Origin of the sequence: Streptomyces sp. NBC_01454, from assembly GCF_036227565.1 — a bacterium.
GTDB lineage: Bacteria > Actinomycetota > Actinomycetes > Streptomycetales > Streptomycetaceae > Streptomyces.
On record NZ_CP109460.1, the window covers coordinates 8,004,414 to 8,028,678 of the forward strand.

General features: G+C 69.3%; 28 protein-coding genes. 9 read left to right on the top strand and 19 right to left on the bottom strand.

Features of this window, described 5'->3' with window-relative positions; all coding sequences use genetic code 11:
• Positions 1-20: 20 nt before the first annotated feature.
• The 4 genes from OIU81_RS35080 to OIU81_RS35095 form a co-directional block, all read right to left on the bottom strand.
• Positions 21-989, bottom strand: coding sequence for an alpha/beta hydrolase (locus OIU81_RS35080; protein ID WP_329155580.1), 969 nt, complete (start codon positions 987-989; stop codon positions 21-23).
• Between the two features lie 514 nt (positions 990-1,503).
• Positions 1,504-1,944, bottom strand: a complete 441-nt coding sequence (locus OIU81_RS35085; RefSeq protein ID WP_329154322.1) for a cupin domain-containing protein — start codon at positions 1,942-1,944, stop codon at positions 1,504-1,506.
• A 30-nt stretch (positions 1,945-1,974) separates the two neighbouring features.
• Entirely contained in the window at positions 1,975-2,706 is a 732-nt protein-coding gene (locus OIU81_RS35090) for an SDR family oxidoreductase (protein WP_329154324.1), read from the bottom strand.
• Positions 2,707-2,734: 28 nt separating this feature from the next.
• Entirely contained in the window at positions 2,735-2,890 is a 156-nt protein-coding gene (locus OIU81_RS35095) for a hypothetical protein (protein ID WP_329154325.1), read from the bottom strand.
• Between the two features lie 365 nt (positions 2,891-3,255).
• Between OIU81_RS35095 and OIU81_RS35100 the strand changes: the two genes are divergently transcribed.
• Together OIU81_RS35100 and OIU81_RS35105 are read left to right on the top strand one after the other, a co-directional pair.
• A complete protein-coding gene (locus OIU81_RS35100; RefSeq protein WP_329154326.1) occupies positions 3,256-3,876 on the top strand; it encodes a flavin reductase family protein in 621 nt (206 codons plus the stop codon).
• A gap of 380 nt (positions 3,877-4,256) precedes the next feature.
• Complete coding sequence (locus OIU81_RS35105) at positions 4,257-5,087, top strand: endonuclease/exonuclease/phosphatase family protein (protein WP_329154327.1); 831 nt, start codon at positions 4,257-4,259, stop codon at positions 5,085-5,087.
• Positions 5,088-5,119: 32 nt separating this feature from the next.
• Here OIU81_RS35105 and OIU81_RS35110 read toward each other — a convergent pair whose 3' ends face one another.
• From OIU81_RS35110 to OIU81_RS35130, 5 genes are all read right to left on the bottom strand, one after another.
• Positions 5,120-5,365: a DUF2277 domain-containing protein gene (locus OIU81_RS35110; protein WP_329154328.1), complete on the bottom strand. Its 246-nt coding sequence runs from the start codon at positions 5,363-5,365 to the stop codon at positions 5,120-5,122.
• An 88-nt stretch (positions 5,366-5,453) separates the two neighbouring features.
• On the bottom strand, positions 5,454-6,227 hold the full coding sequence (locus tag OIU81_RS35115; protein ID WP_329154329.1) for an alpha-ketoglutarate-dependent dioxygenase AlkB family protein: 774 nt from the start codon (positions 6,225-6,227) through the stop codon (positions 5,454-5,456).
• Between the two features lie 25 nt (positions 6,228-6,252).
• Positions 6,253-6,813, bottom strand: coding sequence for a hypothetical protein (locus OIU81_RS35120; RefSeq protein WP_329154331.1), 561 nt, complete (start codon positions 6,811-6,813; stop codon positions 6,253-6,255).
• A gap of 218 nt (positions 6,814-7,031) precedes the next feature.
• A complete protein-coding gene (locus tag OIU81_RS35125) occupies positions 7,032-7,811 on the bottom strand; it encodes a hypothetical protein (protein ID WP_329154333.1) in 780 nt (259 codons plus the stop codon).
• 365 nt (positions 7,812-8,176) lie between these two features.
• On the bottom strand, positions 8,177-8,863 hold the full coding sequence (locus tag OIU81_RS35130) for a TetR/AcrR family transcriptional regulator (RefSeq protein ID WP_329154335.1): 687 nt from the start codon (positions 8,861-8,863) through the stop codon (positions 8,177-8,179).
• 194 nt (positions 8,864-9,057) lie between these two features.
• Here OIU81_RS35130 and OIU81_RS35135 point away from each other — a divergent pair, with 194 nt between their 5' ends.
• Positions 9,058-9,921 carry an NmrA family NAD(P)-binding protein gene (locus OIU81_RS35135; RefSeq protein ID WP_329154337.1) on the top strand — a complete coding sequence of 288 codons (864 nt, stop codon included), beginning with the start codon at positions 9,058-9,060 and terminating at the stop codon, positions 9,919-9,921.
• Between the two features lie 291 nt (positions 9,922-10,212).
• Here the strand turns inward: OIU81_RS35135 and OIU81_RS35140 are convergent, their stop codons facing one another.
• A complete protein-coding gene (locus OIU81_RS35140) occupies positions 10,213-10,407 on the bottom strand; it encodes a hypothetical protein (protein WP_329154339.1) in 195 nt (64 codons plus the stop codon).
• Between the two features lie 293 nt (positions 10,408-10,700).
• Entirely contained in the window at positions 10,701-11,078 is a 378-nt protein-coding gene (locus OIU81_RS35145) for a VOC family protein (RefSeq protein WP_329154341.1), read from the bottom strand.
• Between the two features lie 312 nt (positions 11,079-11,390).
• On the opposite strand from OIU81_RS35145, the gene OIU81_RS35150 reads away from it, so the two are divergent.
• The gene (locus OIU81_RS35150) at positions 11,391-11,621 is read left to right on the top strand and encodes a DUF6296 family protein (RefSeq protein WP_329154343.1); all 231 of its coding nucleotides are present in this window, start codon (positions 11,391-11,393) and stop codon (positions 11,619-11,621) included.
• A 227-nt stretch (positions 11,622-11,848) separates the two neighbouring features.
• Here OIU81_RS35150 and OIU81_RS35155 read toward each other — a convergent pair whose 3' ends face one another.
• The 3 genes from OIU81_RS35155 to OIU81_RS35165 all read right to left on the bottom strand — a co-directional run bounded on the left by OIU81_RS35155 (position 11,849) and on the right by OIU81_RS35165 (position 14,243).
• The gene (locus tag OIU81_RS35155) at positions 11,849-12,106 is read right to left on the bottom strand and encodes a hypothetical protein (RefSeq protein ID WP_329331577.1); all 258 of its coding nucleotides are present in this window, start codon (positions 12,104-12,106) and stop codon (positions 11,849-11,851) included.
• Positions 12,107-12,284: 178 nt separating this feature from the next.
• A complete protein-coding gene (locus OIU81_RS35160) occupies positions 12,285-12,983 on the bottom strand; it encodes an aspartate/glutamate racemase family protein (protein ID WP_329154345.1) in 699 nt (232 codons plus the stop codon).
• A gap of 345 nt (positions 12,984-13,328) precedes the next feature.
• On the bottom strand, positions 13,329-14,243 hold the full coding sequence (locus OIU81_RS35165) for an alpha/beta fold hydrolase (RefSeq protein ID WP_329154346.1): 915 nt from the start codon (positions 14,241-14,243) through the stop codon (positions 13,329-13,331).
• Between the two features lie 212 nt (positions 14,244-14,455).
• On the opposite strand from OIU81_RS35165, the gene OIU81_RS35170 reads away from it, so the two are divergent.
• The 4 genes from OIU81_RS35170 to hemC all read left to right on the top strand — a co-directional run bounded on the left by OIU81_RS35170 (position 14,456) and on the right by hemC (position 19,011).
• Positions 14,456-15,181, top strand: coding sequence for a Mut7-C RNAse domain-containing protein (locus OIU81_RS35170; protein ID WP_329154347.1), 726 nt, complete (start codon positions 14,456-14,458; stop codon positions 15,179-15,181).
• 907 nt (positions 15,182-16,088) lie between these two features.
• Positions 16,089-16,982, top strand: coding sequence for a hypothetical protein (locus tag OIU81_RS35175; protein WP_329154348.1), 894 nt, complete (start codon positions 16,089-16,091; stop codon positions 16,980-16,982).
• 129 nt (positions 16,983-17,111) lie between these two features.
• Entirely contained in the window at positions 17,112-17,816 is a 705-nt protein-coding gene (locus tag OIU81_RS35180) for a class F sortase (RefSeq protein ID WP_329154350.1), read from the top strand.
• A gap of 259 nt (positions 17,817-18,075) precedes the next feature.
• On the top strand, positions 18,076-19,011 hold the full coding sequence (hemC, locus tag OIU81_RS35185; RefSeq protein WP_329154352.1) for a hydroxymethylbilane synthase: 936 nt from the start codon (positions 18,076-18,078) through the stop codon (positions 19,009-19,011).
• Between the two features lie 19 nt (positions 19,012-19,030).
• Here the strand turns inward: hemC and OIU81_RS35190 are convergent, their stop codons facing one another.
• Positions 19,031-19,465, bottom strand: coding sequence for a hypothetical protein (locus tag OIU81_RS35190; RefSeq protein WP_329154354.1), 435 nt, complete (start codon positions 19,463-19,465; stop codon positions 19,031-19,033).
• A gap of 536 nt (positions 19,466-20,001) precedes the next feature.
• On the opposite strand from OIU81_RS35190, the gene OIU81_RS35195 reads away from it, so the two are divergent.
• A complete protein-coding gene (locus OIU81_RS35195; RefSeq protein ID WP_329154356.1) occupies positions 20,002-20,160 on the top strand; it encodes a hypothetical protein in 159 nt (52 codons plus the stop codon).
• Between the two features lie 32 nt (positions 20,161-20,192).
• Here the strand turns inward: OIU81_RS35195 and OIU81_RS35200 are convergent, their stop codons facing one another.
• From OIU81_RS35200 to OIU81_RS35215, 4 genes are all read right to left on the bottom strand, one after another.
• Positions 20,193-20,537 (bottom strand): MmcQ/YjbR family DNA-binding protein, encoded by a 345-nt coding sequence (locus OIU81_RS35200; RefSeq protein ID WP_329154357.1) that lies wholly within the window; start codon positions 20,535-20,537, stop codon positions 20,193-20,195.
• A 122-nt stretch (positions 20,538-20,659) separates the two neighbouring features.
• Positions 20,660-22,069, bottom strand: coding sequence for a DUF2079 domain-containing protein (locus OIU81_RS35205; protein ID WP_329154358.1), 1,410 nt, complete (start codon positions 22,067-22,069; stop codon positions 20,660-20,662).
• Positions 22,070-22,442: 373 nt separating this feature from the next.
• Positions 22,443-22,937: a potassium channel family protein gene (locus tag OIU81_RS35210; protein WP_329155582.1), complete on the bottom strand. Its 495-nt coding sequence runs from the start codon at positions 22,935-22,937 to the stop codon at positions 22,443-22,445.
• 223 nt (positions 22,938-23,160) lie between these two features.
• Complete coding sequence (locus OIU81_RS35215) at positions 23,161-24,129, bottom strand: trypsin-like serine peptidase (RefSeq protein WP_329154360.1); 969 nt, start codon at positions 24,127-24,129, stop codon at positions 23,161-23,163.
• Between the last annotated feature and the right edge of the window lie 136 nt (positions 24,130-24,265).

The window sequence follows — 24,265 nt, forward strand, 5'->3', positions numbered from 1 at the left end:
ACGACGTCTAAAACGCTCTTTCAGGACTGGGTCGTTCCAAGGGCGTTGCGCAGGAATGCTGTTGCCTGGTGGATGGCTCCGCGAGCGGCTTTTGAGTCACTTAGCGAGTTGAGCATCATGAAGTCGTGGACCGTGCCGTCGTAGCGCACCGTGGTCACCGGGACGCCGGCTGCTCGGAGTTTGGCGGCGTACGCCTCGCCCTCATCGCGCAGCACGTCGGCTTCGTCGACGATCAGCAGGGCGGGCGGCAGGCCGGAGAGCTGTTCGATGGTGGCGTGGTTGGGAGACGCGGTGATCTCCGCGCGTTGGTTCGGGTCGGTCGTGTAGGCGTCCCAGAACCATTCCATCAGCTTGCGGCTCAGGTAGTAGCCGGTGGCGAATTGGTCGTAGGAACCGGTGTTCATGGCCGCATCCGTGACCGGGTAGTACATCGACTGCTGTACGAATGTGACGTCACCGCGTTCCTTGGCCATGAGGGCGAGTGCGGCGGTCATGTTTCCGCCGACCGATTCCCCGGCCACTGCCGTGCGCTCTGCATCCAGCCCCTTGGAAGCCCCCTCCCGGAGGATCCACTGTGCGGTGGCGTAGCCCTGCTCGATGGCCACCGGATAGTGCGCCTCAGGTGACGGCGTGTACTCCACGAAGGCCACTGCCGCACGGGCGCCGACCGCCAACTCGCGCACCAGGCGGTCGTGGGTACCGGCATTGCCCAGCACCCAGCCACCGCCGTGCATGTACAACACGACGGGCAGCGTTCCGGTGGCACCCTGCGGCTTGACGATGCGTACCCGTACATCGCCCACCGCTGCCGGAACCGAAACCCACTCCTCATCGACCGGCAGCTTGTCGACCGGCGCGGCCTGGAGGTCGTCAAGTACCTTGCGCGCTGCGGTCGGATCCAGCTCGTACAGGAACGGATGCTGCGAGGTTGCGTCGGCGAGTTCCTGTGCCTCGGACTCAAGGATGACGGAGGCGGTTTGACCAGCCATGGGAATGCTCCCTGGGAAATCTGCGAAGTGCGTGATGGAGAGCGCGGGGCGCTGAAGAGCGCCGCGCTCGGCCCGGGCTGCGGGGCGGTCGGCAAAGCCTCCGCCCTTGTTCAAGCCCCTGATGGGTATATCTGTCCATTGTAATTGCCCGTCCTCCGCAGACGCATTCCAAGGAACCGCCCAATCCGTCCGCTGGGTGCTCGGCTCGGTGACGACATGGCTTCCTCGGAGACAGGCTCACCGACGAGCGGATATGCCGACCGACCGCCACTGGCGGGGATCGCGTGTGATTCAAGGGGTGAATGCTTCAAAGCCGCGGCTCGTCCATCACCGGGGGTCACGTACTGGAGCGAGACGCGTTCTACGGCCCTTTGCCGCAGACCGCGCCACGCACGTGGAAGAACGCCCATGTGTTGCCATTTCACTCACGGGCGCGGGAGCCCATATGTCCGTTCCGGGGCACTGGGCGACGCCGCAGGGCTCATCGCGGTCAGTCCCGGCTGTCGGTGGTGGGTCAGGTGCCTGGGCGGGGAGCTCGTAGATGCCGACGCTGGGCCAGCTCTTCGTCGTCCACCAGAGTGAGCATGGGCTGACCCGGTGCGCAGATCATGGTGATGAGAAAGCGGCTTCTGGAGTCCGTCCGGTTGTTTCCGTCCTGGTAGTGGATGACATCGCCGCCCGGTTCCCAGAAAGTCTCCCCGGTCTTGATCACCCGCTCCGGTTCACCTTCCAGCTCGAAGAGCATTTCCCCCTCCAGCATGAAGGCAGGTCCCGAGTGCCGGTGCGGAGGGGTTCCGGGATCGCCGGGAGGGAATTCGATGAGAACCGTCATCGCCTCTGCCCCCTCCGGAACGAACGGCGGTTTCGCCGACTGCAGCACGGTGAGCGCCGTCTTCCATGCTTCCGAGCGCGGCTGGCTCCCGTCTCTGCCTGCTGCCTGTTCGTTGTTCGGCATGGCGAGGTCTCCAGTGGCGGGTCGGCCGGGTCAGGTGAGCCAGTCGGTGTAGTGAGTGGGGGCGATGCGTGCGTCGCCCTTGGTGGTGAGCACATCGCCGTCGACGGCGGCGAACATGCCGGCGGTGTCGTCGGTCACGACCGTGCGGCCGTCAGGTCGGGCGTTCAGGGTGATCCGGCCGAGTTCGTCGAGGGGATGGATCTCGGGTCCGCCCACGTTGAAGGTTGCGTTCAGCGGCGTATCGGCAGCGACGTCGGCGACGGTGTCGGAGACGTCCTGGGCGGCGATCGGCTGGAGTGGGGTGCTGGGCAGGCGGACGGCGTTGCCCTCGGTGGACCAGGACATGAAGGCTTCGATGAACTCCATGAACTGGGTGGCGCGGACGATCGAATGGGGGATCGGCCCGGCCTTGAGGATGTTTTCCTGCAAGACCTTGGCGCGGTAATAGGCGAGGTCGGGCACCCGGTCCGCGCCGACGATCGAGAGGATGACGAAGTGCCCCACCCCGCCCTTGTGGCTGGCGGCCAGGAGGTTGTCCATCGAGGTCTGGAAGAAGGCGGGAGAGGAATCGTCGAAGGTCGGCGAATTCGTCAGATGGACGACGCCCTCGGCTCCGGCCACCGCCTCCTCCACACCTTGGCCGGTGAGCACATCGACACCTGTGGTCGGCGAGTGCGGCACGGCCTCGTGCCCGGCGGCGTTCAGCTTCTTCACGACCTGCGACCCGATCAGACCGGTACCGCCGATGACTGCGAACTTCATGGGTCACCTTTCGTCGTGCGTCGATAGGTCAGGCGTCCAGATTGCGGCGATCCAGTGCGCGACGCACTCTGGCCAGTGCCCTCCTGGGCACGCTGGTGACGCGCCAGGGGACGATGGCGGGGGCCACGCAGGACGGGTTGACGCGGTAGGGCGGCGGGTCCGCCAGCAGACTCTGTCCCCACATTCTCTGTCCCCACATTTGGTGAAGGGGCTCCATCGCAGTCGGACCCGGGTGTCTTGGGCGTCTTCGAGTTGGCGGTTCACGCCGGCTTCGAGACCGAGGCGGTCGGAGGAGATGCGCAGGTGGGCACCTGGGCGCTTGGGGGAGTAGGCCGTCAGGTGGTCGTGGAGGTTGAGGGTGACCTGTCCGCCGCGGGCATGGGCGGGGACCTCGAAGTCCTCCCAGACTGTGAGGGGTGCTGTGGGCATGGTGTCGGCTCCTGGTGCTCGGTGGCTCCGATACCGGGCACTCTCCGCCGAACTCAGGGGTCTGGTGGTGCCGTGGATCCCCTGTACGGTCCGCGGACACACACCTGGATACTGATCACCATGCGTACCGACTTTGATCCCGCTGCCCTGTCCCGCAACGAGTTCTACAAGCTGCTGACCGCGGTCGTCGTGCCGCGGCCCATCGCCTGGGTCTCAACGATCAGCCCTGATGGTGCTTCGGCGAACCTGGCCCCGCACTCCTTCTTCACGATCGCCAGTGTCGCGCCGCCCGTGGTGCAGTTCAGCTCCGTCGGACGCAAGGACACCCTGCGCAACGTCGAGGCGACCGGACAGTTCGTGGTGAACCTGGCGCCGGAGGGGCTCTTCGAGCAGATCAATGACACGGGGACCGACTTTCCGCATGGGGTGAGCGAGTTCGAGGCGGCCGGGATCGCTGCCGAGCCGAGTCTGCGGGTCAAGCCGCCGCGGGTGGCTGCCTCGCCGGTGGCGCTGGAGTGTGAGGTGCACAGCACGCTGCGGATCGGCGACGGCACCGTGGTGTTCGGACGCGTGGTGCATGCGGCGGTGTCTCAGGACATGCTGGTCGACGGGCACCCCGAGATCTCCCGGCTGAAGCCTCTGTCGCGGCTGGGGAAGGACGAGTGGGCCACGGTCGGCGGAGTGCGCGAGATCTCCCGTATTCGGCATGCGGACTGGCGGGGGCCGGCGGGCGACCGGTAGCGGACGGCAGCAGAGAGCAGAGAGCAGAGAGCGGGGGCGGTTGGTCCGTCGGCTCCGTCGTCGATCGTGGAATGTGGCGCGGATCGAGACTTGGCCGGCGTGGTCGTCGTTGCAATGGTGTCAGTGGTGCCGGGGTGTGTTCGTACGGTGTCCGCCCGCGCAATGGATGACTGGAGTCGTAGATGACTGCTCTTCCTCCCGCGTTCCACGCTTCGTCTGATTCATCCCAAGCCCAAGCCCAAGCCCAAGCCCAAGCCGGAGCCGGAGCCAGCTCTGGATCAGGTTCCGGTTCAGGTTCAGGTCCCGGCTTCGGGGGTGGGGCGTCGCACGTCAGCCGGCGCAGTGCTGTTCGGGCGGTGGCTGCCGGTGCGGTGGGCGGGGTGACGGCGGCAGCTGTGTACGAGCCGTCGTCTGCACACGCGGCCGGCGGCGGGCGGGTGCTGCGGGTCATGAGCTTCAACCTGCGGTACGCCTCGGACGCCCGGCCGCACTCCTGGGCGGAGCGCCGCCCCGTGATGCGGGCTCTGCTGCGACGGGAGGCGCCGCACCTGCTCGGGACGCAGGAGGGGCTGTACGGGCAGCTGCGGGATGTCGCGGAGGACCTCGGGCCCCGATATGCCTGGGTGGGGACGGGACGGGGTGGCGGGAGCAAGGAAGAATTCGCGGCCGTCTTCTATGACGTGCGACGGCTTGAGCCGGTGGAGTACGACCATTTCTGGCTGTCCGACACGCCCTCTTTGATCGGGTCGGCGACCTGGGGAAATACCGTCATTCGGATGGCGACCTGGGTGCGATTCCGGGATCTGCGGACGGAGAGCGAGTGCTATGCGCTCAATACGCATCTCGATCATGCGCATCAGTACGCGCGAGAGCGGTCCGCCGGTCTGATCACCGAACGACTCGGTGGCCTGGCCCCCACGCTGCCCCGGATCGTCACGGGCGATTTCAATGTCGCCGCGCACAAGAATTCCGTGTACGACGCGATGCTCGGTGGCGGATCACTCGTCGACAGCTGGGACGCGGCCGAGGAGCGCAGTCCGCAGTACGCCACCTTTCACGGCTACCGACCGCTGGTCCCGGACGGGGACCGGGTCGACTGGATCCTCACGTCGCCGGGCGTGCGCTGCCGGCGCGCCACGATCAATACGTATTCCGCGCACGGTCAGTATCCGAGCGATCACCTGCCGGTTCAGGCGCTGCTCGAATGGTGACGATGCCGGCCCGGCTGTAAAGGGTGTCCGCTCTAAAGGGTGTCCGCATGCGGACCGCGGCGGGCGGTGGCGGAGCCGCGGATCTGGAGGCCGTCGAGGAGCTCGCGGGTCGCGGCCGTCACGGCGTCCACGGCCTCGTCGAACACCTCGCGGTTGTGGGCGGCGGGGGCGCGGAAGCCGGAGACCTTGCGGACGTACTGCAAGGCCGCGGCCCGGATGTCCTCGTCGGTGACCTCGGGGGTGGCGGGCGGACGGAGCGTCTTGATGCTTCGGCACATGAGTCCAGTGTGCCGCGTGAGCCGGGCGGCGTCCGGAGGCTCCGGTCTGCCGTGCGCGGGCGGACGGGGCTGACGAGGGCTGACGCTGCTATCCGTCGAGTCCGGTCACGCGCATCGTGATGTTGAGGCGCCCGCTGGTCAGGCCGCACGCCGGGTCGCCGGTGCCCGGCCGGACCTTGGTCACCCCGTGGTAGGCGAAGCGGGACGGGCCGCCGAAGACGAAGAGATCGCCGGAGGCCAGTTCCGTGTCGGTGTACGGCTTGGTACGTGTTTCGGTGTTGCCGAACCGGAAGACGCAGGTGTCGCCGATGCTGAGCGAGACGACCGGGGCGGGGGAGCGTTCTTCCTTGTCCTGGTGCATGCCGAGTTTCGCCTGGCCGTCATAGAAGTTGATCAGCGCGGTGTCCGGGGTGTAGCCGTCGCCGGCGGTGGCGTCCTGGTAGGCCTCGGCCAGGGCGCGACGGCCCAACTCGACCATCCAGTCGGGGAACGCGGCCACCCGCGCGCCGTTCACATCGTCGGCGGTGCGGGTGTACGCGTACGGCTGCCAGTGCCAGCCGATGCACACGGTCTGGACGGACATCACGCCGCCGCGCGGGAGCTTGGTGTGACGGATCGGAGCCGGCCCGCGTGCCCAGTCGCGGCAGGCGGCGACGAGCTCGCGCTGCTGGGCCAGGGGCAGCCAGCCGGGGACGTGGACGGCGCCGGGCGCGACTTCCCGGCGGAGTGCGCCGGCGGCGCCGCTCGGGTCGGCGGCAGGTTGACGGGGTCCCTGGGGGCCACGGGTTGGCTCGGGGGTTCCGCGGCCTCTGCCGCCCTCGGTGTCCTCGACGCTTTCGAAGCCGGGAAGTGGGGTGCTCATGTGTTTCTGCCTCATCGCTGACTGCTTACAGCGTGCCACGACGTTGCGTCGTCGCCCGAGGGTCCGGTGGCCGATGGACGACCCAGCCGCGGTCGATCGTCCAGATGCCGCCTTCCGCGTCGGCGCCGCGCAGGCCCTGGAGCGTTCCGGGGCCCGCCAGGGCGGGCAGGCGGGAGTCGCCGAGCGCCGCGAAGCCGTAGGTACGCGCCGGGTCCCAGTCGGTGCTGTGGCGCAACCGGCGGCTCATCTGTGCCCAGCCGAGCGGGCCGGCCGCCACCACCCAGGCGTCGGGGGCCCCGGTGGTGAAGCGGCTCGCCGCCCGGAGCCAGGAGGCGGCGGACTCCGGCCAGTCGACCACGGCCAGGACCGGCAGCCGGCCTCGCGCCCGCCACCCGTCGACGAAGGCCGCGGCGGCCGTACGCGACGCAGTGTCCCGGCTGTGCCCGACCACCACGGTGGAGATGCGGGCACGGGAGGAGGTCGTGAGGTCCAGCAGGGCGGCGAGTTCGGCGTCGGTGTGCGGGGCGGGGGAGGGGAGTGGGCCGTATGCGGCCGCCTCCGCCGGAGAGAGGAGGGGAGAGGTCATCGGCAGACCGGCGTCAGTGCACTTGTGGGGCTGCAGGGGCCTCGGTCGTGTGCGTGCGTTGTTCTCACGCTTCGAGTCTGCGGGTGCGGCCGCTCCCCGGCTGGCGGATATCGGACGTCATGGTTCGGGGGGCAGGTGTCCGGGGGTTCAGGTATCCGGGGGCCGGGGGCCGGGGGCCGGGGGTCGGCCGGATACGGAACGTCTTACACGCCCGGCGCTCAGGGGTGGTAGTGCTCGGCGATCCGAGTCGCGACGCCGCCTTCGACGGTGACCCGGACCTCGACGGATTGCATCTTGGCCGCCTTCTCCAGCTGCGCCGCGGTGCAGGGGGAGGTGCCGTAACCGCTGCTGTCCATGGTGACGTTGCCGTTCGACGCGCAGATCGTGGCCGCGCCAAGGGTCGTGGTCCCCGAGCCGACGAAGAACGCCTGCTCGGTCCCGGACTCCGGTGTCACGGTCAGCTTGCCGGGCGCCAGGTACGCGAGGACGCCGGTCCAGGTGCCGTTCGTGCCCTTGCCCCGGGGTGCCGATCCGGAACCGGTCGCAGCACTGGAACCCGCGTCAGAGCCCGTGTCGGAACCGGTCTCCTTACCGGCACCGGACGCGGAGCTGCCGTCATCGCCCTTGCCGGCGCTTGCCTTGGTACTGCCCCCGCCGCTCTCCCCGTCACTCTTCCCGGCCTCCCGCGTCTTCCGGCCCATTGCCGCGTCGTCCTTGGCTGCGGCATCGCCGAGGGACGCCGCCTCCCTGGACGGGCCCAAGGCGTCGGGGCTTGTCGAGACCTTGCTGCTTGGCTTGGGGGCGTTCTGGTCGGTACCGCAGGCGGTCAACGAGAACGCGGCAACGGCGATCAGCGAAGCGGCAACGATCGTGCGTCCACGGCGGAAGGCGGGGGCTGAGGAGGTGCCAGAGCCGTTGCCGGTACCGAGTCCGGCTCCGGTAGGCGTGGCGGTGCCGGTGAGGTCGACGTCGGTCTCGGGGTCCTTGTTCCAGGACATGAGAATCCCCCTTGTGCGCACGCTGCGGCTCCGCATCCCCGTGGATCGTGGCGTCGTCGCTGTGTTGGCTTCGGCGTTGGCTGCGCCGATGGTCGTCGGCGTTCGCTCCGCTTCGGTGAGCGGAACACGCATCAGCTTGGCGCCGGTGGCTGCCGATCCACTAACGCTCGGCTAACGCGGTTGCCACATGTGCCATGCGCTCGAAGGGAGGTCGCTGAGGTGACGGCGCCAGTCACCGATCCGGTTACGGGTCCCGTCACCGGCGCCCCTGGTGCGGTGACCGGCAAGGTTCGCCGGGATGGTGGTCATCGCGGTGGGACAGGAGCCGCCTACCTGCGGAAAGTGCACGGCCGCGGCATCTTGGATCAGCGTTGCAGCCACTGGTCGAGAAGCGCGGCCTCGGCTTTGCTGAGACTGGGCAGTTCGGGAACGAGGGTGCGGAAGGCGGCAATGACGGCTGCCTGATCCTGGCCGGAGACAGTGGGCTCATCTGTGAGGATGGCGCGCGCGATCGCGTCGAACGCGGCGTCGGCCAGGTGCGGGTCGTCATGCTCTGGTGGCAGGGTCAGGAGGGTGTGGACGGTTCCGACCCCCGCCGCGCGGATGAGGTTGACGGCGCGTTCCTCGCTCACCCGCAGCCGCCCGGCGGCGGCGATTCTGTGCACCCGCTCGGCCAGGACCTGCACCCCCGTGGCTTGTGCGGGGGCCTCGCGTGCGCGGGCCGGGTCGAGCAACAGGCCGTAGACGTACGGGTTGGCCAGACCGAAGCTGATCTGTGTGTGCCATCCGGCGCGGAGGTCTTCCACGGGGTCGTCCGAGGGCGCGGCGGTCTGCTTGCTCGCCACATGTTCGGCGAAGACATGGTCCGCGGCGGCATCCAGTAGGTCGTCCTTGTCCTGGAAGAAGCGGTAAAGAGCAGGAGGCTGCAGACCGGCCTCGTGGGCCACGCGGCGCGTGGTCACCGCGGCCGGCCCTTGCTCGCGCAGCAGGCCGGCCGCGGCCTTCACGATGCGGTCCCGGGTGATGTCTCGCCGCTGCGTGTTCGATGCCATGGAGACGATGGTATCGCCGATGCGTGACAGGCGATGTTATCGCTGATATCGCCAATCCTCCGCCGTGTGACCGGCTCGGAGCTGTGGGCGTATCAGGCCGACGTGCGGATGAGCGCATGTTCTGCTTCCAACGGTAGTATCAGTGTTAACGTAGTTTTCGTTCCGTTGGAAACAACGTCAGAGGGGAGCCACCGATGCTGATCGTCACGGGAGCCACCGGACGTCTCGGGGAGCTGATCGTCAACCGCCTGCTGGAGCGGGTGCCGGCCGAAAGGATCGGCGTCAGCGTGCGCGACGTGGGCAAGGGCGCCGACCTCGCCGAGCGCGGCGTCCGAGTCCGGGCGGGAGACTTCACCGAACCTGGCACTCTGAAGCACGCGTTCGAAGGCGCCGAGCGCGTCCTGGTCATCTCCGCGGCCATACGAGGCGGCGGCGCGTTCACCGCCAACAGCGCCGCCATCGACGCGGCGCGGGAAGCGGGTGCCCAACGCATCCTGTACACCAGCCACCAGGCTGCCTCTCCCACGTCGCTCTTCCCGCCGCAGAAGGTCCACGCGGCCACTGAGGAGCACCTCATGCGGCAAGGAGTCCCCTACACCGCCCTTCGCAACGGGTTCTATGCCTCCACCTTGGGCTCCTACATCGGCGCAGCGCTCAGGACCGGCACGCTCGCCGTGCCGCAGGACGGCCCGGTGTCCTGGACGGCCCACGAGGACCTGGCGGAAGCCGCTGCTCTCGCGCTGACCGAAGAGGGAGCACTCGAAGGGATCACGCCGCCGCTGACAGCCCCTCACGCACTGGACTTCGCCGACGTCGCCGAAATCCTCAGCCGCATCACCGGCCGGACCATCACCCGAGTCGTCATGGACGACGACGAGTGGACTTCCGCAGCAGTCGCCGGCGGGATGCCGCGGCAAGCCGCGGAGTTCTCCTTGACGATGTTCGCCGCCTCGCGCAATGGCGAGTTCAACGTCACCGACCCCACATGGGAAGCCGCCGTCGGCCACCCTGCGAAGACCGTCCACGAGGTAGTGGAGGCCGTCGTACGCTCCCGGTGAACAGAACGGCCCTTGGCCCTGGCGGCTCGGCACCTGGGACGGACGGGCTGGGCGATGCGCGACGCGGAGCCCACTGCCGCGGCGCGCCCGCCGCCTGAGTCAGCAACGCTTCCGCCGCCCCTCCGGAAGGGAAGCCACTACCCATCGGACCACCGTGGCCACCAACTTGGGCGAACCTTCCGGTCTCAGCACCAGCGATCCCGCCGCTGATCTCGTCATTGACCTTGTCGCGGATGTCGGCCAGGCGTCAGGGGCTGCCTCCGGACGGGGGCGCCGCGTAAGCCGTGAGGGCTACGCAGCCTCGACGACCTGTGAAATCTCCGCGCGCACGGCCAACGTCCAGATCTCCAGCAGCACCGCATACTCCGCCATGTCCTGCGCCGACCACGCCAATCCGCGCCGGGCGCGGACGAATCGACGAATCGATTCGTTCGCCTCGGCGGCGGGAACGGGGACGTCAGTGTGGGCAGAAGGAGTTGGGGACATATGAGCCATGCTAGGGGCAGACACTGACAACGCGGTCCCGTGCGCACCCGCCCTCCGTCCGCATTCACCGTCCCCGCCGTTGTTCTTACGCTCCCTCAACTTCCTGACCAGCAGGGACCGTCGGCCCCTTGATCCACTTTCGCTGCCTGCATGTGTCCATTCCCACACGCTCCGCGATCATCAGGGGCCGGGGCCGGGGCCGGGGCCGGGGCGCGGAGCGGGCCCTAGTGGCGGCAGTTCCCGTACCGCAACGTCCCGCCTGTCGAGGCTCTACCCCCGCAACACCCCGACCCTCAATGGAGAAAGAGGCACAGCGGGTGTCCCGCCGGGTCCAGCAAGATCCGGACGTCGTCCTGGGGCTGGCACTCGGCGCGTGTCGCCCCCGCTGCGACCGCATACGCCTCGGCCTCGTCAAGGTCATCGACCCGGAGGTCGAGATGCAGCACCTTCTGCTGTTCCCCGGGCTGTTCCGGCCACACCGGGGGCTGATATCCGGGCTCGGACTGGAACGAGAGCCCGGTACCTCCGTCCGGGTGCCGGACGAGTACCCAGTCCGGCTCGTCAGCGGTGACCTCCCAGCCGAGCAGCCGCCGGTAGAAGTCCGCGAGCGCATGCGCATCCGGGCAGTCCAGGACCACCGTCGCAAGCGAAGACCGAGGTTTCCCGGCCACGACCACTCCGTTCACTCGACACGGTGCCGACGGGTGGTCTGCCCGTCTGCCGGTCCGCCGTTGTCAGTGGTGCCCCGTACCGTGGCTCCCGTAACTATCCGAGCTGCTGGCGCTTCTCGGACCCGCCCCGCTCCCGTGACAGCGCGCGGGGGCGGGGCACACTTCCGGGCCACCGCCGAAGGTGCGGCTCTCCTCCTGAGGCGCGGTGGGCGGGAGTGAGTGACGATGGAATGGCCGAGGTGCAGCGGCGCGCGTACAGCGGCGTGGGGAGCGCCGCCCAGAGCACCTGCCGAACGTATTCGGGAGGCCACGATGGATTACCCGGAAAGCTATGAGCTGGTATTTCAAGCGCCCGCTGTGGAGGACGACGTGGTGATCGTCCGACGTACCGACCGGGCGGGAGCCGGCGGGTATCCGGTCTACGAGGATGAATCGGGGATCGTACGCGCAGAGATCAGTGACCGCGGCGAGGTGCGCATGCTGGCCAGCGGCGGACACCAAATACTCAAGACGCCCATGCTGGCGCGGCCACTCACTCCGTGAGCCGCTGACCCCTGGGCCTCCTCCGGCGGCTGGACGCCATCCGTCGACCGTTCACGCTGCGTGGATGGTCGACAGCAGCCTGTTCGGAGTGCGGTGTAGCGCGGTGTGCCCGGCCCGTGCTTCACGCGGACTGAGGTGACTTTCGGCGACGCCCATGACCCTCGGTGGCGGGGTGGTGGCTTTTCGTGTGGCGCCGCTCAGTGGCCTGTCGTCGCGCTGGGTCGCGCTCAGAGGCCGCGGAGATGACCTCGCCGCTGGGGCTTTCGCTTCTCGTCCCGCCGTGGCACGTTCTCCATGGCGTCGCTGCCGTCGCTGCCGTCGCTGCCGTCGCTGGCATCGGTGCGCGGGCCGGCCTCGTTGGCTTCGCGGTCTCCGGTGGCGCCGGCCCTGGTGTCGGGCTCGGGGTCGGGGCTGGGGGCGGACGATGAGGCGTGTCCTTCGAGTACGGCCATGGCGCGTTCCAGCGTCTCACCGGTGATCTGCATCCGGATCCTGGCCAGTCGTTCTAACTCGGTATTCGACACCACGTCAGCGTACCTGGCGCGCCTTCAAACCTGCTCCCGGCCCAAGAATCCACAAGTGGGGAGTAGTTGGCGGTCGCGCGGTCCTCAACTCGGCCAGGTTGCGGAATGCCGGATCTATCGGGCTTACCGGACCGTCGTATCACGGGGTGCCGGCGAGCGCGCGGGTGACGGCGGCTTCGGCATGCAGCCGGGTGGTGGGAAATACCGGTACCGAGCTGTGCTCCGCCTTGATGAGCAGCTCGATCTCGGTGCAGCCCAGCACGATGCCCTCGGCCCCGGCGGCGACGAGGTCCCTGATGACGGTCATGAATGACTGCCGGGACTCCTCACGGACGATGCCCTGGCACAGCTCCTCGTAGATCGTGCGATGGACGATGCTTCGTCCGGCGTCGTCCGGGACCAGCACCTCCAGCCCATGGCTCTCCAGCCGGCCGCGATAGAAGTCCTGCTCCATCGTGAAGGCGGTGCCCAGCAGCCCGATGCGGCGCAGACCGCCGTCACGGACGGCATCCGCCGTGGTGTCGGCCAGATGCAGCAGCGGGACGGTGACGGCAGCGGCCACCGGGCCGGCGACCTTGTGCATGGTGTTGGTGCAGATCAGCAGTATGTCGGCGCCGGCTGCCTCCAGTGCTCTGGCGGCTTCGGCGAGCGCCTCGGCGGCCTGCTCCCAGTGCCCGTCGGCCTGGAGCCGTTCGATCTCCGCGAAGTCCATGGAGTAGAGCACGCAGCGCGAGGAGTGCAGGCCGCCCAGACGCTCACGCGTCAATTCGTTGAGCAGCCGGTAGTACTCCGCCGTCGACTCCCAGCTCATGCCTCCAAGCAGCCCGATCGTCTTCATGCGGGCACTATGGCACGGAGCGGAGCCCGGGCCGGACTGCCGTGGGACGGGGGCGGGGCGCCTGCGGGGGCCGGCCGAGGTGGGTGGGGTCGGGGCCGCTGGAGGAGCGAGGTATCGGGGTGGCATTTCAACTGCTGCCCCCTGCACAGGCGTTGGTCCCCTGTGGTGGCCGTGCTGCGACCTTTCCGTACCGCCGCTCCGTAGCCCCATACGGCACGCCGGTTGCACCGCGGCTCCCCGCGCCATGTCTCACCCCTTGGGCTCGGCAGCGCGCCGTCCCGCCACTCGCACCGCGAGGCATTCACCCAAAAGTGCACCGCGCGAAGGAGACACACCCCTATGCGATCACGCTTCGGCGAGACCATCCGCAGCATCATCGACTCGCTCGGACGGAGCGGCGGTAGCCGTGGGCTGAACGGAACGGTCGAGGAACGAGCCGACGGTCCGGGTGAAGTGAACGGGATCGTCGAGCCACGGGTAGTGGCCGCCGCCTGCCTGGACGGACAGTTCGGCCCCGGGGAGCAGCCGCGCCGTGGCAGCGGCGACACGGGGACGCGGACCGCTGTCCAGTTCGCCGGCCAGAACCAGCACCGGCGCGTTCAGGGCGGCGAGCGCGGAGCGGGTCGCGGCAGGGTCGAACGCGCCGGATGCCGCATAGATCTCGGCCGCCTCGTCGTTGGTCTGCTCCACTTCGGAGGCGGCGTGCGCCTGCGCGGTCGCGTCCCAGCGGCCGTAGAAGAAGGGGGCGGCGGCTTCCCACTCGGCATCGGTCGCGGTGCCGGCCCAGATGGCCGTGTAGGCCTTGTGGGCGGGGTCGAACCACGGCTCGGCCGTACGCAGGGCGGCCGCCTCCATGCGGTGCTCATGGGTGTAGTCGATGCCGAGGGCGCGGGCCCGGGCAGTGACCAGGGTCAAGGTCCGTATGCGCTCGGGGTATCGGGCCGCGTGGAGGAGAGCGAGATCGCCGGCCGCCGAATGGGCGAGGACATCGACGCGGTCCAGGCCGAGGTGCCGGCGCAGGGCCTCGACATCGGCGACCTGCCGGTCACAGCGGTAGCCGGCCGGGTCCGCGGGGACGCCGGAGTCGCCCGTGCCCCGCAGATCGAGCAGGATCAGCTGCCGTCGCCGCGACAGTCCACCGAGGTCACCGAGGTAGGAGGAGGCACGCATGGGTCCGCCGGGGAGGCAGAGCAGCGGCTTGCCCGCGCCTACGACATGAAAGGCGAGCTCGGTCCCGTCGGGGGCGGAAAAGGCAGGCATGGCGTCATCCTCACGGCCGCTGGACGATCACGGCAAGGGATTTACGTCCCTCGCGTGGCGCACGGGACCGCGGGTGCGCCACGCGGCGTCGCTCGCCGTCGGCGCCGACCGCCGTGGGCAGCTCGCCGGCCGCCACCAGCCTCGGCGACGGCGGCTCCGACCACCGATAACGCGCTGGCTGGCGTGGCCCGGCCGATGACATGCTGTGCGGCGTGAACGGTCCTGAGATCCCCTTCGTCTTCGCCCCTGAGCTGCACCTTTTCCTTTCGTCGGCGCACACCGTCGCCGGTACGGCCGTGGTGACCGACGGTTCCTCGACGCTCGGTCATGTCGTCGAGTCGCTGGGCGTCCCGCTCACCGAGGTCGGACGGCTCGTGGTGAACGGTGCCGAGGTTCCCGTATCCCACGTTCCGCGGGCGGGCGAGAGCGTCGAGGTGCACGCCGTCGAGCGGCCCCAGCGGATCCCGGGTGCGCCGCTGCGGTTTCTGCTCGACGTACACCTCGGCACCCTGGCGCGCAGGCTGCGGCTGCTCGGCGTCGACGCGGCGTACACGAATGAGGACCCCGGCGACGCCGCGCTGGCGACGCTCTCGGCACAGGAGCGACGCGTACTGCTCTCCCGGGACCGGGGGCTGCTGCGACGACGGGAGATCTGGGCGGGCGCGTTCATCTACAGCGACCGGCCCGATGAGCAACTCCAGGACGTACTGGGCCGATTCGCGCCCGTGCTCGCGCCCTGGACGCGGTGCACCGCATGCAATGGCCGGCTGACGGACGCCGACAAGGACTCGGTCCGTGAGCACCTTGAACACGGCACCCAGCGGACGTATGACGTCTTCGCCCAGTGCACCGCATGCGGTCGCGTCTACTGGCGAGGGGCCCACCACTCCCGGCTGGAAGCGATCGTCGAAAAGGCCCTCCGTGACAGCACCACCTGAGCCGGCGGCGCGGCGGGTGGTGGGTGTTTCACGTGGAACACAAGACCGCCGGTCGGAGGACCCCCTCGGGCGTATGAATTCCTCAATCCGAGTGAGAATCCTCCGCCCTTTGTGTCCGAGTGTGTCCGAGCGCCCTGGGGAGGCGAGTGCGGCGGCACGCGCTGGCGGCATTGCCTCGTGCGCCCGGGGAGCAGGGCGGTGTAGCCGTCCTCGCGTCACGGGGCGGGCGAGGACGGGGCGCGCGGTGAACGCAGAGGCTCTGGTTCCTCCTCGCTCGACGAGCGGGCCAGCCCTGGAGGGCTGTTACGCCGAGCAATCCACGGAATTCCCCTTCGGCGCAGTGCATTTGTCAGCGGCTGAGGGCATGGCCCGGGTCAATCCGGCTCGACTTGCGCGACTTGGCTGCAGTCCTGCCGGTGGACGTGGCCATGGACGTGGTCATGGACGTGGCCATGGGCGCGGGTGCATGCGTGGGTGTGCCGGACTCGGGTCCGGGTTCCTTCGCGGCTGTGCACCCGGCGGCACGTCGGGGGTGCCGGGGTGATGCCCGGTGTGTCCCCGGCCGCAGCCCCGAGGCGTCGAACCCTGCCGGAGGCCGCCGACGTCTCACCGGAGGCCCCGCTCGCACCTGCTCGCCCCCCCGCTCGTTCGGCGCGGAAAATCCCCGCTCTGACGGGCCGTCCAGGCCCTTTAGCCCACTCGTTACGCGACACGCCGACGACGCGCGCCGTCCAATGGGTGAATCCGCTGCCTTGCGCCACCCGAAGAGCCCAGGGCGTACCTCGAATGCGACGTTCTCCGGTGGTGCGGGGCCGCGATCCGGCTGACGGTGATCACGTCGCCACTGCGATCCGATGAGCCGACAAAGAGTCAGCCTTCGCAGTCGCGCCGAAAGGAACATGTCCCCATGCGCACTGCTCGCACCTTGTTCGCTTCGGCCGCCATTACGGCGGTGCTCGCAATCTCTGCCCCTGCTGCGAACGCCATGATCACGGAGGACATTGCCGCGAACAGTGGTACTTCCTCCGCCAACAACGACCACGACCGGGACGGCGGCCGCGACCGTGACCACGGCCGGGGCGACCGCGACCGGAACCGCGACCACTGCCGTGACAACGGCCGTGGCGGCGACCGTGACGGCCGCGGCGACCGCGACCGTGGCGGCGACCGTGATGGCCGCGGTGGACGCGGCGACCGTGACCGCGGCGGCGACCGTGATGGCCGCGGCGACCGCGACCGTGGCGGCGACCGTGATGGCCGCGGTGGACGCGGCGACCGTGACCGTGGCGGCGACCGTGATGGACGCGGCGACCGTGACCGTGGCGGCGACCGTGACGGCCGCGGCGGCTACGGCCGTGGCCACTGGGACGACTGCCGTGACGGGCGGATGCCCAGCGGCGGCGTGCACACCGGTGGTGGCGCCCTGGCCAAGGTCATCGTCAACGACTGGGACCAGGGCAGCGGCTACGGCGACGACCACGGCCGTGGCGGCCGCGGCGACCGTGACCGCGACGGTGGGCGCGACGGCGGCCGCGACCGCGACCACGGCCGCGGCGGCGACCGTGACCACGGCCGTGGTGGCTACGGCGACCGTGACCGCGACCACGGTCGTGGTGGCTACGGCGACCGCGACGGCGGCTACGGTGACCGCCAGAGGCCGCACGGTGGCATCCACACCGGCGGTGGCGGCATGGCGACCGGTAGCGGTCTGGCTGCCGGCTCCGTGCTGATGCTGGGCGGTCTCGGCGCCGGCGCGTACATGCTGCGTCGCCGCACCGCCTCGGGCGCCTCTGCGGCCTGATCCGGCCGCTCCGTTACGGAGGCCGCTCTGATGTCGCGGCCACCGTTCCTCGTGGACGGTGGCCGCGGCGCTTTCGTTACCGCCGCTGCGTCACCTCGCCGCCGCCCCGTTCATGAAAGGCACCGTCACATGACCGCCCCGCAGTCGCCCCAGCCGAATTCCCGTCCACCCCGGACCGCCTCCGCGTCCCGCCCTGTGGGCCGCGGCCTGCTGTGGTCTGCGGGAGCATTCCTGCTGGGCTCCCTCCTCGTCTACAACTCCGTGGACACCTCGGCAGACCCCAAGCCGCTGACCCGCCCCGCCGTGGCCTCCTCCGCCACCCCGGGCGGGCGTACGGCCGCCTCCCCGGCGGTCCCCGATCTGGCCCTGCCCCGTTCCGCGCCGAAGCGGGTGTCGATCCCGGACATCGCCGTCGACGCGCCCTTCACCCAGCTGACCCTCGGCCCGACCGGCCAGCTCAACGCGCCGCCCGGGGGGGACCGGAATCTCGTCGGCTGGTACAAGGACGGCGCGTCACCGGGTGAGCGCGGCTCCGCGATCATCGCCGGTCACGTGGACACCAAGACCGGACCGGCGGTGTTCCTGCAACTTGAATCCCTCAAGCAGGGCGCCTCGATCAACATCACTCGCGAGGACGGTCTCCTCGCGACCTTCAAGGTCGACTCCGTGGAGACCTTCAGCAAGTCGAACTTCCCCAACGACCGGGTCTACGCCGACGCGCCCAACGCGCAGCTGCGCGTGATCACCTGTGGTGGCGCCTACGACCGGAAGGTCAGGGACTACGTCGACAACATCGTGGTGTTCGCGCACCTCTCCTCGTACAGACGTACCTGAGCGGGCTCCCCTCGCACTCCGGAGACCACCTGGGCACTGCGCGACAAGCCCAGGCCGACCTCGTCGTCGGCCTGGGCTCCGTCATGCTTCCGGGAGGTGAGGGGCGACCGGGGAAGTACCCGCAGCCGCGGGACAGATCCGCGGGTAGGGGCCAGCCGGGGCAAGGGCACCTCGCGCCTCGACGGTGGATCCCTCGAGAAGGGATGGAGCCGGGCCTGCTGGTGGCCGTGGCGCGGTTCTGACGGTCTATCGTGGGCGCATGTCCGCCCCTGAACTGATCCGTATCGTCTCGCGCGACTCGCCCATGGCCCTGGCCCAGGTGGAGCGCGTCCGTGTCGAACTCGGCACGCTGCACCCCGGCATCGCCACGGAGGTCGTCCCGGTCAAGACGACCGGCGACCGATGGATGGGCGCGCTTTCCCAGGTCGAGGGGAAGGGTGCGTTCACCAAGGAGGTCGACGCCGCCCTGCTGGCCGGCGAGGCGGATCTCGCGGTGCACTGCGTCAAGGACATCCCGGGCGACCGCCCGCTGCCGGCCGGTACGACGTTCGCCGCCTTCCTGGAGCGCGATGATGTCCGTGACGCGCTGATCCACCCCGGCGGACTCACCCTTGACGAGCTGCCCGACGGCACCCGGATCGGCACCTCCTCGGTCCGCCGGATCGCGCAGCTCGCGGCCTCCCATCCGCACCTGCAGTGTGTGCCGATGCGTGGTAACGCCAACCGCCGCATGGACAAGCTCGCGGCCGGGGAGGCCGACGCACTGCTGCTGGCCGTCTCCGGCCTCGAACGCATCGGCCGCCGGGACGTGATCAGCCAGATCCTGTCGGTGGACGAGATGTGCCCGCCCATCGGAGCGGGCGTTCTGGCCCTCCAGTGCCGCGAGGACGACACCGAGACCATCGAGGCCGTCAGCGGGCTGGGCCACCCCCGGACGTTCCAGGAGACCACCGCCGAACGCATGCTGCTGCACGTCCTGCAGGGCCACTGCAACAGCCCGATCGCCGGCTACGCCAGGACCGACCGCCGCGGCGAACTGTCCCTGCGTGCCTGTGTCTTCACCCCGGACGGCAAGACGGTCCTCCACGCACACGAATGGGCCGGCCCGCTCACCCCGGAGACGCTCGGCACGTCCGTGGCCGTCGCGCTGCTGCGCCAGGGCGCCCGCGAGCTGATCGACGGCATCGCGCACTGAAGGCCCGAAGGGGAGCGGCTCAGGAGGCGTCCGGTTGCCTGGCCGCGTCCCGGGACCGGTAGCGCTCGTTCTCCCAGGGCACGACGACGACTTGCTCGGCGTCCTCGTAAATGATCTTTCCGGGGTTGGCGGACTCCACGCGCTCGCAGCCCACGTCATGCGCGGCCAGAAGCTCCAAGTAGCCGTCCACCCGCTCGATGAGGCGTACGGCGGAGGTCTTGAACCAGGCCACCGCTCCGGGGTTCAGCTCGCGGTCGTAGACGGTGGGATCCGTATCGGAGGGGTTGGGGTAGTGGGCGTCGTACCAGTCGTTCCCGGCGCGCCAGAAGCGGTACTGCTCCTCGCTCAGCCTGCCGTCCCGCGCGAGGCCGTTGGCGAGGGCGAAGATGCCGGGGAAGTGGCCGCGGGGACTGCGCCGGGTCGCCTGAAACCTTACGTACGGCGCCTCGTCCACGGGGTGGCCTCCAGTTGATATATCGACAAGCGGCAGGACGAGGCCGGGCCTTGTGGGGGCCTGTCCTCGGCATGGGCTCATCTTCACCGAAGAAGCCCTGGCGGGGGATGGTTCTCGCCAATTCGGACGGCCCTGGGGGCGGTCGGACATGTGGATGCGGACGAGGGAGAAACCGGCCGCACGGTCGACCGCCCCGCGCGGGGGAGAGGGTTCATCCGGTTTCTCCCGAGGGTGCCGGCCGGGCCCTGTTATCTGTTTCACTTGTGTCAGCGGCCGCACCCGGATCTGCCGCCTTCACACCGGCGCTATGCAGGCATTACCCGCGCAATCCGTGCAATCGGCAACGGTCTCAGCGGCTGAGCTGATCTTTGCGTGCTCGCCGCGGTCATGACACGATGTCCAGCGCCGCACGGGGGAGCGGCGCACGTGGGGAAATCCTCCCTTTGCGCACCAGGTATTCACCGTGGTGCTCCCTAGTTCCCAGGGCGGCAAGAACCTACTGAGCCGCACCCGAATCACAAGGGAATGGGATTGAGATGACGACCTCCACGCACACCGCCGGCCACACCCCCATCTACGAAGAGCTCGTCGAGGAGCACGGCGATATCCTCGCCGAAGCCCGTGCGGCCGCGGAGCATTCGCAGCGCACGGCGTCCCAGGCACTGGACTGGAGCGATCTCCGACGCCGCGAGTGACGCATCTCTCGCCAATCCTGGCCGACTGCTTCCTAGCCATTTCCGGGGAAGGCATCCAAGAGCCGCGTCGGAGCTGCTTGCTTCCATGAGTCCACGAGGATGTCCCGCAGTTCGTCCATGTCCTCCAGCGCGGACAGCCGCACCCGCACCCAATGGGAGCCGGCCTCGTGGGGCGGTACCCAGAACTTTTCCGGTTCCGCCGCGATCAATTCCTTCCGCTCATGAATGGGGCACCGCACGGCGACGGATGTCTCGTCGTCGGGGACGGTGAGGAACATCTTCCCGGCGACCCGGAACGTGGGCATTTCCCATGCCTCTTTCTCCACCGTCTCGGGCAGGGAGAGGGCGATACGACGGACATCGGCGGAATTGATCATGCTCACCAGCTTAAAGGTGGCGTCGTCGTCCGGGGCGGCCGTTCGCCGGTCGGACCGCTCATCGGGAGTGCGCAGCGGGAGAGCACCGGTGGTGCGGACGCCGGGCGGAATGCCCCGCGCCGCTACCCCCTGCGCAGCAGGGTGATCCCGTCCTCCTCGGCCACCCGGACGTAGCCGTGCGCGCGATAGAGCCGCAGCATCCGCTGGGTCCGCGCCTCCGGGCAGGGGGTTTTGACGGTCGGATCACGACGGTCCGAGACCACCCAGCGCGGGGGATCGGCCGGCAGGGCGGTCGGCGACGCGGGGTCGGGGCCGGTACCGAAGCAGACAAGGCTGACGGTGGCACGTCCGGTCAGCATCGGTGCCAGCCGGTTCGACGAGGCGACGGTGTCCCCGTCGGGTATGCGCGCCAGCAGCCGCTCCGCCGTGCGGACATGGGCCGGGGTGCGCCATGCCGAGGGGAGCACCAGGTCGTGGAGCGGATACACCGCCGCGGTGACCGCGGTGAAGGCGGCGGAGAAGGTGAGGAGCCGGCGGCGTCGGGGAGGCGGCACCAGGTCCGTCCGCCGGTGCAGCACATCGACGAAACCGGCGAACACGAGGGGCATCAGGATCGCGTTGTAATGGAAATTCGGCTGCCAGTAGTGCTCGTTGCCGGCCAGCAGACGCCAGGCGAGCGTGGGCACACACAGCAGCGTCAGGGGCGAGCGCAGGCCGAGGAAGGCGGTCGGTGCGGCGAGCATGAACAGCAGCAGCCACTTCATGGGCGGCCAGAAGAGATGGAGCCCGAGCGAAGCGATCCCTACGGCGCTGGAGGCCGACGAGGCCTCCCCCGGCATCTGCTGCCAGTAGTCGAAACCGCCCCGGGGGTTCATGGCGGGCAGCAGGACCAGAACCTCCAGCGCCGTCCCCGCCGCGCCGAGGCATACGACGACAAGGCCGAGCAGAAGCGGGGAGTTCCGCCGCGCCGCTTCCTGCCGACGGCGCTCGCGCAGCCCCTGCCAGGCGATATAGGCACCGATGGCAGCGAGCGTGAGACCCAGGTCCTCCTTCACCAGCAGCAGCGGCAGTGCCCAGGCCGCCGCCGCCCGCCAGCGCCGGTGTCCGAGCGCGGTCACGCTGAAGGCGAGCAGGGGCACCGCGAAGCAGATCTCATGAAAGTCCTTGGTGACTCCCGTGACGAGGCCCCAGGAGGCCCCCAGCCCGCAGCCCACGACCAGACCGGTGACCGGCCCGACGGCCCGGTGCGCCCAGCGGGTGAGGGGATAGCAGGCCAGCGCCATCAGCGCGGCCTGCACCACGAGCAGCGTGACCGAGCTGGGGAAGAGCCGGTACAGCGGGGCGACGAGCACCAGGATGGGGTGGAAATGATCCCCGAGAAGATTGAAGCCCGGGCCCTTGAGTTCCACGACCGGTGCTTGACCGTGCGCATAGGCGCGGATGGCCTGCTCGAATATCCCCAGGTCGTAACCGGCGTTGAGCATGCGATCGTTCCGGAGCAGCGAGACCAGGGTGTACACAGCAAAAAACACCGCGGTCACGGTCCAGCCCAATGCCCGTGGGCCGGGGAGGTGTTTTCCGAGCGCGGTGCCACGATCCGACAACGTCCGGTCAGAGGATATTCGCCCGAACCACGGGCCCCTGAACCGCTCCACCGTCTCCACCCTCGCACCCACCGTCGTCGACTCGGAAGATGTCCCGGGATCCGTCCATGGATGTTCCGGGGTCCGTCCTCGGATTCTCCGGGCTCCGGCATGCGCTGGAACACCGCAGGTGAGTGTAACCCTGCATCCCTCGCGGTCAGTTCGACGAAGCAGGGGAGGGGCCGGGGAATTGCTGCCGGGATTCCGGAGCGGCGGAAAGAGTTGGGGACGGCCCGCCGGCTGGCGGGTGGTGCCGGTTCGTTCAGGTGGTGGGGTGCGGGCCTTTGTCCCGGATGAGGTTCTCGACGTGGTCGAAGCGCGCATGCAGGGTGTGCAGCTCCGAACGGAGTGCCTCCGCGTCGTCACGCGCATGGCTTCCCACGGTCTTGCCCAGACGGACCAGGTCCTGCTCGGCCCGGCCGACGAACCAGGTCGCCAGGGCAGCCGTGATGACCCCGAAGGCCGTAATGGCGCTGAGCATCAGAAGGGAAGCGATGATGCGGCCCCACAGCGTGACCGGATAGAAATCCCCATAGCCCACGGTCGTGGCCGTCTCGATCGCCCACCACAATCCCTTGGGAAAGGACGTGATATTGGCGTGCGGCGCACCGGATTCGGCGACCACGACCAGAGCGGCACCCCCGAGCAGCACCGCGGTCATGACCAGCGTCACCCAGAGCGCCGCCTGTGCATGAAGCCGGCGCCACGCCTCATTACCGAAGAGGCGATTCAGTACGGACAAGAGAAACGATGGCACCAACGGGCGTCACCTTCCACTGCGGCCTGGTGGAAACCGGCTTTCCGCCATCGCTGACATTAACAGGAGCCGTCGCCATACCTGGATCTGTCGCGCCCGGCCCCGTGTGGGTCAGTTCACCCCGGTGCCCCGTCTCTCCGCGCGCCGCTACCCGATATCCCCGATCGCCTCCCGCCTGTCCGGCATTTCGAGCATGCTCGGTTGGGGCGTCTTCAGCATGCGATTACTTCGGTTGATCGCCTTGGTGGGGCGTGGCAGGCGGATCGCCGCGGACGGCGTGCACATAGAGCGCCAGGGTGTCGACGGTGAAGTATGAACTGTAGGAGACATCCGGGAAGTCACCGCCGGTGTGGTAACCGCCGATGACGCCGATCAGGGCGTATCCGCTGAAGTCCCTTACCAGGAAAGGGCCGCCGGATGTGCCGCCGATGTAGCCGGCGCAGGCAATTTCCAGGAAGTCGCCGGGGGCGGCCGGGTCTGTACTGGTGTACCGGTGGGTGGAGGAGTTGCAGTCCAGTGGTTTGGGGTGCGTGGTGTCGCTGTTACCGGGATAGCCGATGAGGCGCACGTTCCGGTGGTCGTACCCCGGATACGGGAGGAGGGTGAAGCCGCCGGTGACGTCCTCCACATCGGCCCCGTCCTCGCGTGCGGCGAGCCGCACGACGGCATAGTCCCAGCGCGCCCCGCCGCTCGTGCCGAGGTCGTAGTACCGCTGGTCGAGGTAGATGCGGTCGACGGGGTAGATCCCGTGGGGCTTTTGCCCGTCGTGATACTGCGGCACGAACGACAGCTGGCGCTTGGGGTCGGGCGAGCGCAGACAGTGTGCGGCACTGACCACGAGGTCACCGTGCGGGCTGCGGACGACCGTTCCGCCGCAGAACCGGCCGGTGTTGCTCCCGTCCGTCCAGAAGAAGGTCCCCACCTGCGGGAGGCCGTCGAACGGGTGGCTCGGTGGGGGCGGGTCCGCCGCCGGGCGCGCGGCCCCTGCGGTCCGGGTGACGACCGCCGGCTGCGCCGCCCGCATCCGCTGGGGCGTCCAGTAGGTGTCGGCGGCGGCAGCCGTGGGCGTGGGGTCGCTCGACGGACTCGCCGCGTGCGCCGGCGTTCCGGGCGGGAGGGCGAGCCACAATCCGAGCAGCACAGTGGTGAGCAGCGGGGCGAAGCGGCCACGTACAGCAAGCGGTCTGTTCATGGTCCGGGTCCTCCAGAGGGCACGGCATACGGAACGGGAGGCGTGCGCGCGAGGCGGCGTGCCATGGTCCTACGGTGAGGAGGCGCCTGGCGAGAGGCGGGGCCGGAATTCATACCGATGCGATGCGATGCGGTGC